Origin of the sequence: Streptomyces sp. NPDC015171 (assembly GCF_043079545.1) — a bacterium.
Classification (GTDB): Bacteria; Actinomycetota; Actinomycetes; order Streptomycetales; family Streptomycetaceae; genus Streptomyces.
Genome location: NZ_JBIBUO010000010.1, coordinates 212,493 through 224,752, shown reverse-complemented (window position 1 = coordinate 224,752; position 12,260 = coordinate 212,493). Strand labels below are relative to the sequence as shown.

At 69.6% G+C, this 12,260-nt stretch carries 14 protein-coding genes; 9 read left to right on the top strand and 5 right to left on the bottom strand.

Going from position 1 to position 12,260, the window contains the following annotated elements; genetic code table 11:
- Positions 1 to 61: 61 nt before the first annotated feature.
- Entirely contained in the window at positions 62 to 376 is a 315-nt protein-coding gene (locus tag ACF073_RS26670; RefSeq protein WP_392073903.1) for a hypothetical protein, read from the bottom strand.
- A 283-nt stretch (positions 377 to 659) separates the two neighbouring features.
- On the opposite strand from ACF073_RS26670, the gene rpsF reads away from it, so the two are divergent.
- The 4 genes from rpsF (at position 660) to rplI (ending at position 2,379) form a co-directional block, all read left to right on the top strand.
- On the top strand, positions 660 to 950 hold the full coding sequence (gene rpsF, locus ACF073_RS26665) for a 30S ribosomal protein S6 (RefSeq protein ID WP_003956532.1): 291 nt from the start codon (positions 660 to 662) through the stop codon (positions 948 to 950).
- A gap of 73 nt (positions 951 to 1,023) precedes the next feature.
- Complete coding sequence (locus tag ACF073_RS26660) at positions 1,024 to 1,620, top strand: single-stranded DNA-binding protein (RefSeq protein WP_392073902.1); 597 nt, start codon at positions 1,024 to 1,026, stop codon at positions 1,618 to 1,620.
- Between the two features lie 57 nt (positions 1,621 to 1,677).
- Entirely contained in the window at positions 1,678 to 1,914 is a 237-nt protein-coding gene (rpsR, locus tag ACF073_RS26655) for a 30S ribosomal protein S18 (RefSeq protein WP_003949403.1), read from the top strand.
- 18 nt (positions 1,915 to 1,932) lie between these two features.
- Positions 1,933 to 2,379, top strand: a complete 447-nt coding sequence (rplI, locus tag ACF073_RS26650) for a 50S ribosomal protein L9 (protein WP_392073901.1) — start codon at positions 1,933 to 1,935, stop codon at positions 2,377 to 2,379.
- Positions 2,380 to 2,516: 137 nt separating this feature from the next.
- Here rplI and ACF073_RS26645 read toward each other — a convergent pair whose 3' ends face one another.
- Positions 2,517 to 3,854: an MATE family efflux transporter gene (locus ACF073_RS26645; RefSeq protein WP_392073900.1), complete on the bottom strand. Its 1,338-nt coding sequence runs from the start codon at positions 3,852 to 3,854 to the stop codon at positions 2,517 to 2,519.
- Positions 3,855 to 4,335: 481 nt separating this feature from the next.
- On the opposite strand from ACF073_RS26645, the gene dnaB reads away from it, so the two are divergent.
- Together dnaB and ACF073_RS26635 are read left to right on the top strand one after the other, a co-directional pair.
- Positions 4,336 to 5,814 (top strand): replicative DNA helicase, encoded by a 1,479-nt coding sequence (gene dnaB / locus ACF073_RS26640; protein WP_392073899.1) that lies wholly within the window; start codon positions 4,336 to 4,338, stop codon positions 5,812 to 5,814.
- A gap of 157 nt (positions 5,815 to 5,971) precedes the next feature.
- Positions 5,972 to 7,357 (top strand): serine hydrolase domain-containing protein, encoded by a 1,386-nt coding sequence (locus ACF073_RS26635; RefSeq protein ID WP_392073898.1) that lies wholly within the window; start codon positions 5,972 to 5,974, stop codon positions 7,355 to 7,357.
- A gap of 63 nt (positions 7,358 to 7,420) precedes the next feature.
- Here ACF073_RS26635 and ACF073_RS26630 read toward each other — a convergent pair whose 3' ends face one another.
- The gene (locus ACF073_RS26630; protein ID WP_392073897.1) at positions 7,421 to 7,873 is read right to left on the bottom strand and encodes a GNAT family N-acetyltransferase; all 453 of its coding nucleotides are present in this window, start codon (positions 7,871 to 7,873) and stop codon (positions 7,421 to 7,423) included.
- Between the two features lie 9 nt (positions 7,874 to 7,882).
- Positions 7,883 to 8,341, bottom strand: coding sequence for a MarR family winged helix-turn-helix transcriptional regulator (locus tag ACF073_RS26625; RefSeq protein ID WP_392073896.1), 459 nt, complete (start codon positions 8,339 to 8,341; stop codon positions 7,883 to 7,885).
- 143 nt (positions 8,342 to 8,484) lie between these two features.
- On the opposite strand from ACF073_RS26625, the gene ACF073_RS26620 reads away from it, so the two are divergent.
- Together ACF073_RS26620 and ACF073_RS26615 are read left to right on the top strand one after the other, a co-directional pair.
- Positions 8,485 to 9,693, top strand: a complete 1,209-nt coding sequence (locus tag ACF073_RS26620) for an MFS transporter (RefSeq protein WP_392073895.1) — start codon at positions 8,485 to 8,487, stop codon at positions 9,691 to 9,693.
- Between the two features lie 128 nt (positions 9,694 to 9,821).
- Positions 9,822 to 10,241: a heme-binding protein gene (locus tag ACF073_RS26615; protein WP_392073894.1), complete on the top strand. Its 420-nt coding sequence runs from the start codon at positions 9,822 to 9,824 to the stop codon at positions 10,239 to 10,241.
- A gap of 73 nt (positions 10,242 to 10,314) precedes the next feature.
- Here ACF073_RS26615 and ACF073_RS26610 read toward each other — a convergent pair whose 3' ends face one another.
- Complete coding sequence (locus tag ACF073_RS26610) at positions 10,315 to 11,181, bottom strand: GNAT family N-acetyltransferase (protein ID WP_392073893.1); 867 nt, start codon at positions 11,179 to 11,181, stop codon at positions 10,315 to 10,317.
- Positions 11,182 to 11,330: 149 nt separating this feature from the next.
- Between ACF073_RS26610 and ACF073_RS26605 the strand changes: the two genes are divergently transcribed.
- Positions 11,331 to 11,963, top strand: coding sequence for an HAD family hydrolase (locus ACF073_RS26605; protein ID WP_392073892.1), 633 nt, complete (start codon positions 11,331 to 11,333; stop codon positions 11,961 to 11,963).
- The last annotated feature ends 297 nt before the right edge of the window (positions 11,964 to 12,260 follow it).

Sequence of the window (12,260 nt, the reverse complement as noted above, 5' to 3'; positions counted from 1 at the left end):
CGAAGCCTACTGCGCCTTTCGAGCGCCCCGACTGGGCGTACGGGCCTTGAACCCGGCGAGGTCAGCCGAAGAGCCCGCCGAACAGGCCGCCGTGGGCCATGCCGATCAGGAATCCGACCCCCGCGGCGCCGAGGCCCAGGATCAGCCCGAACCGCTCCCGCGTGGTCACCGAGATCCACTGGCCCCAGATGCCGGTGGCGAGCGCCACCAGGCCTGTCCACGAGGTCAGCAGGTGCAGGCTGTGGAAGAAGGACGTGATGAAGGAGAGCACGCCCAGGGCGAGCGTGATCGCCGTCAGAGCGTCCTGGAGCGGGCGGCTCTTGCCGTCCGTGGCGAAGAGGGAACCGGCGATGTTGGGATGCATTGCCTGTGCCATGGGCACCTCCTGCGGAAGGCGGCGCATAGTAGCGCCGCGCACACCCGATGTGTACAGATTGTGGGCCCTGGCGGGCGGATTTCAACCGGAAGCGGGTGTGCAGGTAGTCTGTACCGTCTGCACCGGTGTCTGCCCAGACCCATACAGGTCACACCACCGTCACACGGCCGGCTCCCTCGAGGGACCCCGATTGTCAGTGGTGGCCGATACCGTTGCGCACGCATAACAACCCTCCTGCCACGGAACGACCGTGGCCGCTGAGTCCAAAGGAGGTGGGTTCCACATGCGTCACTACGAGGTGATGGTCATCCTCGACCCCGATCTGGAGGAGCGCGCTGTCGCCCCCCTGATCGAGAACTTCCTCTCCGTCGTCCGCGAGGGCAACGGCAAGGTGGAGAAGGTCGACACCTGGGGCCGTCGTCGTCTCGCGTACGAGATCAAGAAGAAGCCCGAGGGCATCTACTCGGTCATCGACCTGCAGGCCGAGCCTGCGGTCGTGAAGGAGCTCGACCGCCAGATGAACCTGAACGAGTCGGTCCTCCGGACCAAGGTCCTCCGTCCCGAGACCCACTGAGCCTCCGGCTCAGCTGATCTCGGGATTCGAGTAGCAAGCAAGCAGCCAGAGCAAACCCGCCGAGAGGTTCCCCATGGCAGGCGAGACCGTCATCACGGTCGTCGGCAATCTTGTCGACGACCCCGAGCTGCGCTTCACCCCGTCCGGTGCGGCGGTCGCGAAGTTCCGCGTCGCGTCCACTCCCCGCACCTTCGACCGCCAGACGAACGAGTGGAAGGACGGCGAGAGCCTGTTCCTGACCTGCTCGGTCTGGCGTCAGGCGGCGGAGAACGTCGCCGAGTCGCTCCAGCGAGGCATGCGCGTCATCGTGCAGGGCCGGCTGAAGCAGCGGTCCTATGAGGACCGTGAGGGCGTCAAGCGCACGGTCTACGAGCTGGATGTCGAGGAAGTCGGCGCCAGCCTGCGCAACGCCACGGCCAAGGTCACCAAGACCGCCGGTGGCGCTCGCGGTGGCCAGGGTGGTTACGGCGGCGGTGGCGGCCAGGGTGGTGGCGGCTGGGGCGGAGGCTCCGGCGGCGGCCAGCAGGGCGGCGGCGCTCCGGCCGACGACCCCTGGGCGACCGGCGCTCCCGCCGGCGGCGGCCAGCAGGCCGGCGGCCAGCAGGGCGGCGGCGGCTGGGGCGGAGGCTCCGGCGGCGGTGGCGGCTACTCGGACGAACCCCCCTTCTAAGCCTTCGGGCCGAAGGCGGGTCGTACCCCAACTTCTTGATCACACAGGAGATACACCATGGCGAAGCCGCCTGTGCGCAAGCCGAAGAAGAAGGTCTGCGCTTTCTGCAAGGACAAGGTCACGTACGTGGACTACAAGGACACGAACATGCTGCGGAAGTTCATTTCCGACCGCGGCAAGATCCGTGCCCGCCGCGTGACCGGCAACTGCACGCAGCACCAGCGTGACGTCGCCACGGCCGTCAAGAACAGCCGTGAGATGGCGCTGCTGCCCTACACGTCCACCGCGCGATAAGGGAAGGGTGACCGACTAATGAAGATCATCCTCACCCACGAGGTCTCCGGCCTCGGTGCCGCGGGCGACGTCGTCGACGTCAAGGACGGCTACGCTCGCAACTACCTGATCCCGCGGAAGTTCGCTATCCGCTGGACCAAGGGCGGCGAGCAGGACGTGGCGCAGATCCGCCGCGCCCGCAAGATCCACGAGATCCAGACCATCGAGCAGGCCAACGCTGTGAAGGCCCAGCTCGAGGGTGTCAAGGTCCGTCTGGCCGTCCGCTCCGGCGACGCCGGTCGTCTCTTCGGTTCCGTCACCCCGGCCGACATCGCTTCCGCGATCAAGGCTTCCGGTGGCCCCGAGGTCGACAAGCGCCGCATCGAGCTGTCTGCCCCGATCAAGACCCTGGGCGCCCACGAGACGTCCGTGCGTCTGCACCCCGAGGTTGCCGCCAAGGTCAACATCGAGGTCGTCGCGGCCTGATCGCCGCGTGATCGCTGTGCTCGCTTGAGCCGGTGAAAGGGGCCGCACCCTTCGAGGGTGCGGCCCCTTTCGCATGCCCGAGGCGGCGCGCGTCGTCAGAGCGGGTTGATCGCCGCGGCATGTTTCACGTGAAACGGTCAGCGGGTCGCGCCCGTCACGATCCAGCGGCCGGAACGCGTCCGCAGCCACAACGTCCCCATGCGGATCGCCATCATCAGCGTCATCGCTGCCCAGAGCGCGGTCAGGCCACCGCCGAAGGTGGGGACGAGCAGGGCCGCCGGGGCGAACACAGCCAGGGTGACAACCATGGCCCCGGCCAGATACGGGCCATCGCCCGCGCCCATCAGCACCCCGTCCAGAACGTAGACGACCCCGCAGAGGGGCTGTGCCAGCGCCACCAGCAGCAGAGCGGGCAGGGCGGTGTCCTTCACCAGGGAGTCGCTGGTGAACAGCGGCAGGAAGAGCGGTCGTGCGGCCACCACGAGCACGCCGAGTACGACGCCGGCCGCGATGCCCCACTGGATCATGCGACGGCAGGCTTCGCGTGCCCCTCGGGCATCGTCCGCGCCGAGATAGCGGCCGATGATGGCCTGGCCCGCGATCGCTATCGCGTCGAGCGCGAAGGACAGCAGGCTCCACAGGGACAGGATGATCTGGTGCGCGGCGATGTCGGCGTCACCGAGACGTGCCGCGACCGCCGTGGCGATCATGAGGATCGCGCGCAGGGACAGGGTGCGGACCAGGAGGGGGACGCCGGCCTGGGCCGAGTCGCGGATGCCGGCGGCGTCCGGCCTGAGGGAGGCGCCGTGCCGTCGCGCCCCGCGTACGACCACGGTCAGATAGACGGCCGCCATCCCGCACTGCGCGATGACCGTGCCCCAGGCCGAACCGGCGATGCCCAGTCCCGCGCCGTAGACGAGTCCTACGTTGAGTACCGCGTTGGCGACGAAGCCCGCGATGGCGACATAGAGCGGGGTGCGGGTGTCCTGCAGGCCGCGCAGCACTCCGGTCGCGGCCAGCACGATCAGCATCGCCGGGATACCCAGCGCGGAGATGCGGAGATAGGTGATGGCGTAGGGGGCCGCGGTCGGGGAGGCGCCGAAGAGGTCCACGATGCCGGGGGCCAGGGGCAGGACGATGGCGATGACGGCACCGCCGAGCAGCAGGGCCAGCCAGATACCGTCCATGCCCTGGCGGATCGCCGCCGGGAGATCGCCGGCGCCGACCCGGCGGGCCACGGCGGCCGTGGTGGCATAGGCGAGAAAGACGAAGACGCTCACGGCGGTGGTGAGGAGTGCCGAGGCGATGCCGAGACCGGCGAGCTGAGCGGTTCCGAGATGGCCGACGATCGCACTGTCCGCCATGACGAAGAGAGGCTCGGCGACCAGAGCACCGAAGGCCGGTACGGCCAACGCGACGATTTCTCGGTCGTGCCGCCGGCGGGTGGCCTCGGGTATCTCTGGAGCCTGTGTCATGAGCATCAATGTAATCGTCCACAGGTAAGAGATGCAATGCAGTACTGATCCTTACTCTCGGTCTCGGGCCGTGTCCATTCGGGCGCCGTTCGAAGTGATCTTGGCCCGACTGGGAAAGTTTTTCTTCTGCACAGCCGGTGGATCACAAAGATGCAGGTCAAGAGCCTGACGCTGGGGAGATCGAGGGCTTGTTCACAGGGCTGTCCACCGGGTCGTGCACAGGTTTCGCCGAGTTCTCCACAGCATCGGGGCGGTCGTCCACATGGCCTGTGGATAACCAGATTGGCTGACGGTGCCGACGGGCCTACCGTGGTCCGGCGCCCGCTCCTTCCCGCGGCCCGGCAAGCGTCCTCGTTCCGGCCTGGGAATCGTCATAAATCCGACGTGCCAGAACCGGAGTTGGGCCCGTTATTTGTCAGTGTCGTGCCGTACAAAAGAGGACACGGCGAGGTCCGCCGGGCGGACGGGAGGAGGTGGCTCGGTGAGCATTTCCGAGCCCTTGGACGATCCGTGGGCCGATGCCGGACCCAGTGATCGTCTGCCGGCCTCCCGTCGGCGCGGTGACGGCGGCCGGGGTCGTGACGAGCAGCACGACCGGGGACGGGAGAGCGGCGGCTGGGACGGCGGCGGGTCGTCCTTCGAGCGGGTGCCGCCGCAGGACCTGGACGCCGAGCAGTCGGTGCTGGGCGGCATGCTGCTGTCCAAGGACGCCATCGCCGATGTCGTCGAGATCCTCAAGGGCCACGACTTCTACAAGCCCGCGCACGAGACGATCTACCAGGCCATCCTGGACGTCTACGCGAAGGGCGAGCCCGCCGACCCGATCACCATCGCCGCCGAACTCACCAAGCGCGGCGAGATCAACAAGGTCGGCGGCGCCGCCTATCTGCACAGCCTCGTCCAGACGGTGCCGACGGCGGCCAACGCCGAGTACTACGCCGAGATCGTCCACGAGCGGGCCGTCCTGCGTCGCCTCGTCGAAGCCGGCACGCGCATCACGCAGATGGGATACGCGGCCGACGGAGACGTCGACGAGATCGTCAACAGCGCCCAGGCCGAGATCTACGCCGTCACCGAGCAGCGCACCAGCGAGGACTACCTCCCGCTCGGCGACATCATGGAGGGCGCCCTCGACGAGATCGAGGCGATCGGCTCGCGCAGCGGCGAGATGACCGGTGTGCCCACCGGGTTCACCGACTTCGACTCCCTGACGAACGGCCTCCACCCCGGGCAGATGATCGTCATCGCGGCCCGTCCCGCCATGGGTAAGTCGACCCTCGCGCTGGACTTCGCGCGGGCCGCCTCCATCAAGAACAACCTGCCGAGCGTCATCTTCTCGCTCGAGATGGGCCGCAACGAGATCGCGATGCGTCTGCTGTCCGCCGAGGCCCGGGTCGCCCTCCACCACATGCGCTCCGGCACGATGACCGACGAGGACTGGACGCGGCTCGCCCGCCGTATGCCGGACGTCTCGGCCGCTCCGCTGTACATCGACGACTCCCCGAACCTGTCGATGATGGAGATCCGGGCCAAGTGCCGGCGCCTGAAGCAGCGCAACGACCTGAAGCTGGTCGTCATCGACTACCTCCAGCTGATGCAGTCCGGCGGCTCCAAGCGCGCCGAGAGCCGTCAGCAGGAGGTCTCGGACATGTCCCGTAACCTCAAGCTGCTCGCCAAGGAGCTGGAGGTCCCGGTCATCGCGCTCTCCCAGCTGAACCGAGGTCCCGAACAGCGCACGGACAAGAAGCCGATGGTCTCCGACCTGCGTGAGTCCGGCTCCATCGAGCAGGACGCCGACATGGTCATCCTGCTGCACCGCGAGGACGCGTACGAGAAGGAGTCCCCGCGCGCGGGCGAGGCCGACCTGATCGTCGCCAAGCACCGAAACGGTCCGACGGCCACCATCACGGTCGCGTTCCAGGGCCACTACTCGCGTTTCGTGGACATGGCCCAGACCTGAGACGGCCGGGGGACCCGGACGGTGGGGGAGCTCGCCGGCGGGTGAGCGGCCGCGGCGCGGGCCGCACACGTCCCTCGCGCTCGACCCGCACGGTCCTGGTCATGTGTGCACCGCAAATGGATTCGACGCCTGCCGCCGTAACCGGTGGACTGGGCGCATGACGACACCCCAGCAAGCGCTGCTCCCCGGCACCCGCCGTGCCCTGCTGCACCGGATCGCGGTCGCGCAGACCGATGGACGTGCCCCGTCGCTGGTCGCCGCCGTAGTCCGGGACGGGCAGGCCGTATGGCACGGGGCGCGGACCTCGGTGGACGGCCATGCACCGGACGACACCGTGCAGTACCGGATCGGGTCCATCACCAAGACGTTCACCGCCGTACTGGTGATGCGGCTGCGCGATGAGGGCTTGCTCGATCTCGGAGACCCCCTGGAGAAGCATCTGCCCGGCACCGGCGCGGGGGAGGCGACGATCGCCGAACTGCTCGCCCACACCGCGGGACTGGCGGCCGAATCGCCCGGGCCCTGGTGGGAACGGACGCCCGGCTCGCTGCGGCCCGAGCTGCGCGATGTGCTCGGGGAGCAGCCCCTGCTGCACCCCGTCGGCCGGCGGCACCACTACTCCAACCCTGGCTACACCGTGCTCGGTGCCCTGGTGGAGGAGTTGCGCGGCGCCCCCTGGGAGGAGGTGCTGCGCGGCGAGGTCCTGGAGCCGCTCGGCCTGCACCGGACCAGTGGCCAGCCCGAGCCCCCGCACGCGGGTGGCTGGGCGGTGCACCCGTGGGCCGACGCGATGCTGCCCGAGCCGTCGGAGGACCTGGGCCGGATGGCTCCGGCCGGTCAGCTCTGGTCGACCACCGGGGACCTGGCCCGGTTCGCCGCGTTCCTGGCTCGGGGCGACGACCGCGTCCTGAGCGCGGAATCGGTGCGGGAGATGTGCACTCCGGCGGCACCGGCCGAGGCCGCGGACGTGGTGGACGGGGTCACCTACGGCCTGGGCCTGCAGATCCAGCGCCGTGACGGCAGGCTGCTCGTCGGGCACTCCGGTTCGCTGCCGGGCTTCCTGGCGAACCTCACCATCAGCGTGGCGGACGACGTGGCCGCGGTGGTGCTCGCCAACTGCACCAGCGGACCGCTGCTGGGCGCCGTCGGCGCGGACCTCGTCCGGATCGTCGCCGAGGCGGAGCCCCGTATCCCCGAGCCCTGGCGGCCCCTGCGCGAGGTGGATCCGACGGTGCTGGACCTGGTGGGGCAGTGGTACTGGGGTACCCACGCCTTCGGTCTGCGTGCGACGGCCGACGGGCTTCTCGCACTGGCACCGCTGGCCGGCGGCGGTCGCAGGGCCCGCTTCCGGACGAACGGCGACGGCACCTGGACAGGGCTGGAGGGGTACTACGCCGGTGAGCTGCTGCGTCCCGTGCGGCGTCCGGACGGGACGCTGAGCCACCTCGACCTCGGCTCGTTCGTGTTCACACGGCAGCCGTACGATCCCCAGGCCCCGGTGCCCGGTGGCGTCGACCCGGAGGGGTGGCGGGGTATCGGCTAGCCCGCAGACGCGCCCGGGTGCGTTTCACGTGAAACACACCCGGGCGGTCAGAAGTTCAGCCGGTCAGAGCTTCAGCTTGAAGCCCTCGTGGGTGGCCGCGAAGCCCAGCCGCGCGTAGAAGCGGTGGGCGTCGGTGCGGGACTTGTCGGACGTCAGCTGCACCATCTGGCAGCCGAGTTGCCGGGACGTGTCGACCGCCCACTCGATCAGCCTGCCGCCCAGCCCGCTGCCCCGCTCATCGGCGTGGATGCGCACGGCCTCGATGAGCGCGCGGGTGGCCCCCTTGTGGGAGAGCCCGGGGATGATCGTGAGCTGGAGGGTGCCGATCACACGGCCGTCCCGCACGCCGACGACCACATGCTGGTTCGGGTCGGCGTCAAGACGCTCCCACGCGGCGCGGTACGGCGTCAGATCGTCGGGTGACTCACGCTGGGCACCGAGCGGGTCATCGGCGAGCATCGCGACGATGGCGGGCAGGTCGTCGACGGCTGCGGCGCGTATCTCAAGATCTCCCATGATCGCACCCTATGCGGGCACGCTCAGCGACTCCACCACTCTGACCAGCGGAGCCAGCTCGGTGTTCTTGGCGGCGTCGTCCAGGGCCTCACGCAGCGCGGTGTCATTGGTGGGCCGTGCCTCCTCCAGCAGGTGCAGGCCGGCCTCGGTGACGTTGGTGTAGATGCCGCGGCGGTCGGTGGGGCACAGGTAGCGCTCCAGCAGGCCGCGGTCCTCCAGCCGGGACACCAGGCGGGTGGTGGCGCTCTGGCTGAGGACGACCGCGTCGGCGACCTGCTTCATCTGCAGATGGCCGCCTTCGCCCGCGTGCTGTCGGCTGAGCACGTCGAGCAGGGAGTACTCGCGCACGCTCAGGTCGTGCTTGGCCTGGAGGGCGCGCTCGATGTGCGCCTCGATCCTTCCGTGCAGCGCAGATAGGGCGCACCAACCCTGGGCGAGAGCGGTGAGCGCGGGGTCCGTCGCTGTCATGGGCGTGTTCCTCCGTCCCGGAGTAGCTGTCACCAGAGTAGAGCACCGGCGCAATAGTCGGCGCTTGCACTTAGCCGGCGTCTGCAACTATTGTGAACGAACGCAAAGCGCTCCTGCAATCGTTTGGGAAGGTGCACCCCCACATGCCTCTCGCGCTTCTGGCCCTCGCGATCGGGGCCTTCGGAATCGGTACGACAGAATTCGTGATCATGGGTTTGCTGCCCGAGGTCGCGGGTGACTTCGGGGTCTCCATCCCCACCGCGGGTCTGCTCGTGACCGGCTACGCGCTCGGCGTGGTCCTCGGGGCCCCGCTGATGACCGTGCTCGGCACGAAGGTCCCGCGCAAGCGGATGCTGATGTTGCTGATGGGCCTGTTCATCGCCGGAAACCTGATCTCCGCGGTGGCCCCGGCCTTCGGGATCATGCTGCTCGGACGGGTGATCGCCTCCCTCGCCCACGGTGCCTTCTTCGGCATCGGCTCGGTCGTGGCGGCCGAGCTGGTCGCGCCGGACAAGAAGGCCGGTGCCATCGCCATGATGTTCACCGGGCTGACCGTCGCCAATGTCGTCGGCGTCCCGCTGGGCACGCTCATCGGACAGAACGTCGGCTGGCGCGTCACCTTCGGCATCGTCGCCGCCCTCGGTGTGGTCGGTCTCGCCGGCATCGCCAAGCTCGTCCCCGAACTGCCGCGGCCGGAGGGCGTACACCTGCGGCACGAACTGGCCGCCTTCAAGAACGCCCAGGTCCTGCTCGCCATGGCGATGACCGTCCTCGGCTTCGGCGGTGTCTTCGCGGCCATCACCTACATCGCGCCGATGATGACTCGCATCGCCGGGTTCGCCGACGGCTCGGTCACCTGGCTGCTGGTCCTGTTCGGCCTCGGCATGGTCGGCGGCAACCTCGTCGGCGGCAAGTTCGCCGACCGCGCCCTGATGCCGATGCTGTACGTCTCGCTCGGCGCCCTGGCCGTCGTCCTGGCGCTCTTCACCCTCACCGCCCACAACAAGATCGCGGCAGCGGTGACCATCGCCCTGATCGGCGCCCTGGGCTTCGCGACCGTACCGCCGCTGCAGAAGCGGGTCCTCGACCAGGCGCACGGCGCTCCGACGCTCGCGTCGGCCGTGAACATCGGCGCCTTCAACCTGGGCAACGCCCTGTCCGCCTGGCTCGGCGGCCTCGTGATCTCGGCAGGCTTCGGCTACACGGCCCCCAACTGGGTCGGCGCCGCCCTCGCCGCCGCCGCCCTGGTCCTCGCCCTCCTCTCCGCCGCCCTGGAGCGCCGCGACGGGGCGCACCGCACCGTGGCGGCAGCCGGGGCGCCCGCGGGGCAGCGGACGCCCGTCCACCACTGAGCCGCCCGCGGCTCGGGCAGTACCGAGCCGTCCGCCCCGGACGCCTCGGCTCCACAGACGTCCGGACCGAGGGCCCCTTTCCCGGTCCGGCAAGCACCCACCCCAGCACCATCCAAGGAGACACCTCCATGAGCACCACCGCCGTCACCCCGCTCACCACCGAGGACGCCGAGCTGCTCGTCGCCACGGGCCGCCGGGCGGCCGAGGAGGCCGGAGTCACCGTCAGCGTCACCGTGCTGGACGCCGGTGGCCACCTGCTCGCCTTCCGCCGGGACGACCGGGCCGTGCTGATCTCCGGTGAGACCAGCACCCGCAAGGCGTACACGGCCCTCCAGCTGAACGCGCCCACCGCCGACCTCGTCGACGCCGTCCAGCCCGGTGGCCTCTTCCACACGCTGCCCACGGCTCTCGACCGGCCCCTGCTGTTCATCGCGGGCGGCATCCCCGTCCACCGGGACGGCCGGCTGATCGGTGCGATCGGTGTCGGCGGCGGTGCGCCTGAGCAGGACCACGGCTTCGCCACCGCGGCCGTGCAGGCGCTCGCCTGAGCCCACGGCCCGGACCTCATGACGCCGGCCCCGCCGCGACGAGCGGCGGGGCCGGCGTGTGCCGTACGAGGGCTCAGCCCGCGGCGACCGTCAGCGGCGCGAACCGCCGGGTCCAGTCCCCCGGCAGCTCCGGGATGCCGTAGGTCATCACAGCGTTGAAGGCCACGGAGACCAGACCCCGCTCCTTCGCCCAGGCCAGCAGCTCCTCATGGCGCACGTCGATGTCGGTGCGCAGGGGACGGTCCGTACGGGCCGCCAGTGAGGCGATGAGGGCCTTGGCCGTCTCCGTGTCCCGGGCGATCAGCGGGCCGACGACATGGGTGTCCATGTTGGGCCACGCGGCCGTGTAGCCGATGAGCCGGCCGTCCTCCTCGGCCACCCGCAGCTGATCGGCGAAGGCGGGAAGCCGGGTGATGAGGGGCGTGCGGTCGGTACCGAACACCTCCTCGTCGAGACGGAGGATCGCCGGGAGGTCCTCCGCGGTGGCAGCGCGCGTGACGACCTCGGGCTCCGGGCCGCCGGGAGTGAAGCGGCCCGTCACCATCTCGGCCCGGCCCGTCACCTTGAAGCCCATCTCCTCGTAGAGGGGACGGCCGTACGGTGTCGCGTGCAGGGTCAGCGGAGTGGTCCCCATGGACGACACGACATGCCGCATCAAGCGGCGCCCGACGCCCTGGCGGGCATGACGTTCGGCCACCAGGACCATGCCGATGGCGCCCAGCTCCGGCCGCCCCCATGCGCCGTACTCCGTGACCACGCACGCGGCGACCAGGCCGCCCTCGGGGTCGTCGATGCCGAAGCCATTCCCGGCCGTGAGCAGCAGGCTCCACTTGTGTTCCTCACGGGGCCACCCCCGGTCTTCGGACAGATCGGCGCAGGCAGTGAGATCGCGAAGCGTCAGGCGGCGAATGGGCAGAGCGGCGGGGGAAGGAGTCGACACGCAGGTCAGGCTGTCCGACCGGCACCCCCGTCGTCCACCCGTTTCGGCGTGGACGCACGTGCTTTTGGCCAATCGTGTCCATCCGCACAGCCCGTGGACAGCTCCCGCTGTTTCACGTGAAACATCGGCAGCCCATTAGCCTCGGGGCCATGACGCGACTCCACCTCTTCGATCTCGACGGCACCTTGCTGCATGGAACCACCGCGCCGATGGAGATTTCCCGCCAGTTGGGCAGGGAGGCCGAGACGGTGGCACTGGAGCATGCGATCGCGGCGGGACGGATCGGTCCGCCGGAGTACGCGGCGCAGGTGTACGACCTGTGGACGGACCTGACCGAGGCGCATGTGCGGACCGCGTTCGAGTCGGCTCCCTGGCTGGCCCGGATCCGCGAGGTCTGGGCGGAGATCAGAGGCGCCGGAGAGTACTGCGCGGTGGTGTCGCTCTCCCCCTCGTTCTTCGTCGAGCGCCTCCTCGACTGGGGCGCTCACGCGGCGCATGGATCCCGGTTCCCGGCCGTGCCATTCACCGAGCCCGTCGACCCGTCCGGGGCGCTCAACGCCGCGGCCAAGGTGATCATCGCGGACCGGCTCTGTGCGGAGTTCGGTGTGGCACGAGCGGACTGCGTGGCGTACGGCGACTCCGCCTCGGACAAGGAGCTGTTCGCCGTCGTACCGGTTTCGGTGGCGGTCAATGCCGATACCCACCTGGCGGGACTCGCGACCCACTCCTACACGGGCCGGGATCTGTGGGATGCCTATGAATTGGTCGGATCAGCCCGGTAGTTGAAGGACGTCACCAAGCGCACCGTGCTGTCCCGGTGAGGAAGCAAGGGGGGACTTGTGTGCGCGGCAGCGGCCGGTAGGGTCGACCCCGGTTCACGTCCGGGATGGAGCGCAGGCATCCCGTGCGGGCCGAGAGCAGGGCAGCAGCCTAACGGGACAGAGAGAGCGAGGAACCGCGTTTCCGGGTTCGCGACCGTGGCAGCCGATCGGGATGAGAGGCTGCGAAGAGAACGCTACGGCTGGCCGCCCACCGGGGGAAAGCATGCGCCTTCCGAAAAGGAAGGTGCGCAGACCGAC

Bases quoted from the DNA above. Each gene is read 5' to 3' on its own strand.
- ACF073_RS26620 (WP_392073895.1), top strand. From the start codon at position 8,485: ATGCCTCTCGCGCTTCTGGCCCTCGCGATCGGGGCCTTCGGAATCGGT.
- rplI (WP_392073901.1), top strand. From the start codon at position 1,933: ATGAAGATCATCCTCACCCACGAGGTCTCCGGCCTCGGTGCCGCGGGC.
- ACF073_RS26660 (WP_392073902.1), top strand. From the start codon at position 1,024: ATGGCAGGCGAGACCGTCATCACGGTCGTCGGCAATCTTGTCGACGAC.
- ACF073_RS26670 (WP_392073903.1), bottom strand. From the start codon at position 376: ATGGCACAGGCAATGCATCCCAACATCGCCGGTTCCCTCTTCGCCACG.
- ACF073_RS26605 (WP_392073892.1), top strand. From the start codon at position 11,331: ATGACGCGACTCCACCTCTTCGATCTCGACGGCACCTTGCTGCATGGA.
- ACF073_RS26630 (WP_392073897.1), bottom strand. From the start codon at position 7,873: ATGGGAGATCTTGAGATACGCGCCGCAGCCGTCGACGACCTGCCCGCC.
- rpsR (WP_003949403.1), top strand. From the start codon at position 1,678: ATGGCGAAGCCGCCTGTGCGCAAGCCGAAGAAGAAGGTCTGCGCTTTC.
- ACF073_RS26645 (WP_392073900.1), bottom strand. From the start codon at position 3,854: ATGACACAGGCTCCAGAGATACCCGAGGCCACCCGCCGGCGGCACGAC.
- rpsF (WP_003956532.1), top strand. From the start codon at position 660: ATGCGTCACTACGAGGTGATGGTCATCCTCGACCCCGATCTGGAGGAG.
- ACF073_RS26615 (WP_392073894.1), top strand. From the start codon at position 9,822: ATGAGCACCACCGCCGTCACCCCGCTCACCACCGAGGACGCCGAGCTG.
- ACF073_RS26625 (WP_392073896.1), bottom strand. From the start codon at position 8,341: ATGACAGCGACGGACCCCGCGCTCACCGCTCTCGCCCAGGGTTGGTGC.
- ACF073_RS26635 (WP_392073898.1), top strand. From the start codon at position 5,972: ATGACGACACCCCAGCAAGCGCTGCTCCCCGGCACCCGCCGTGCCCTG.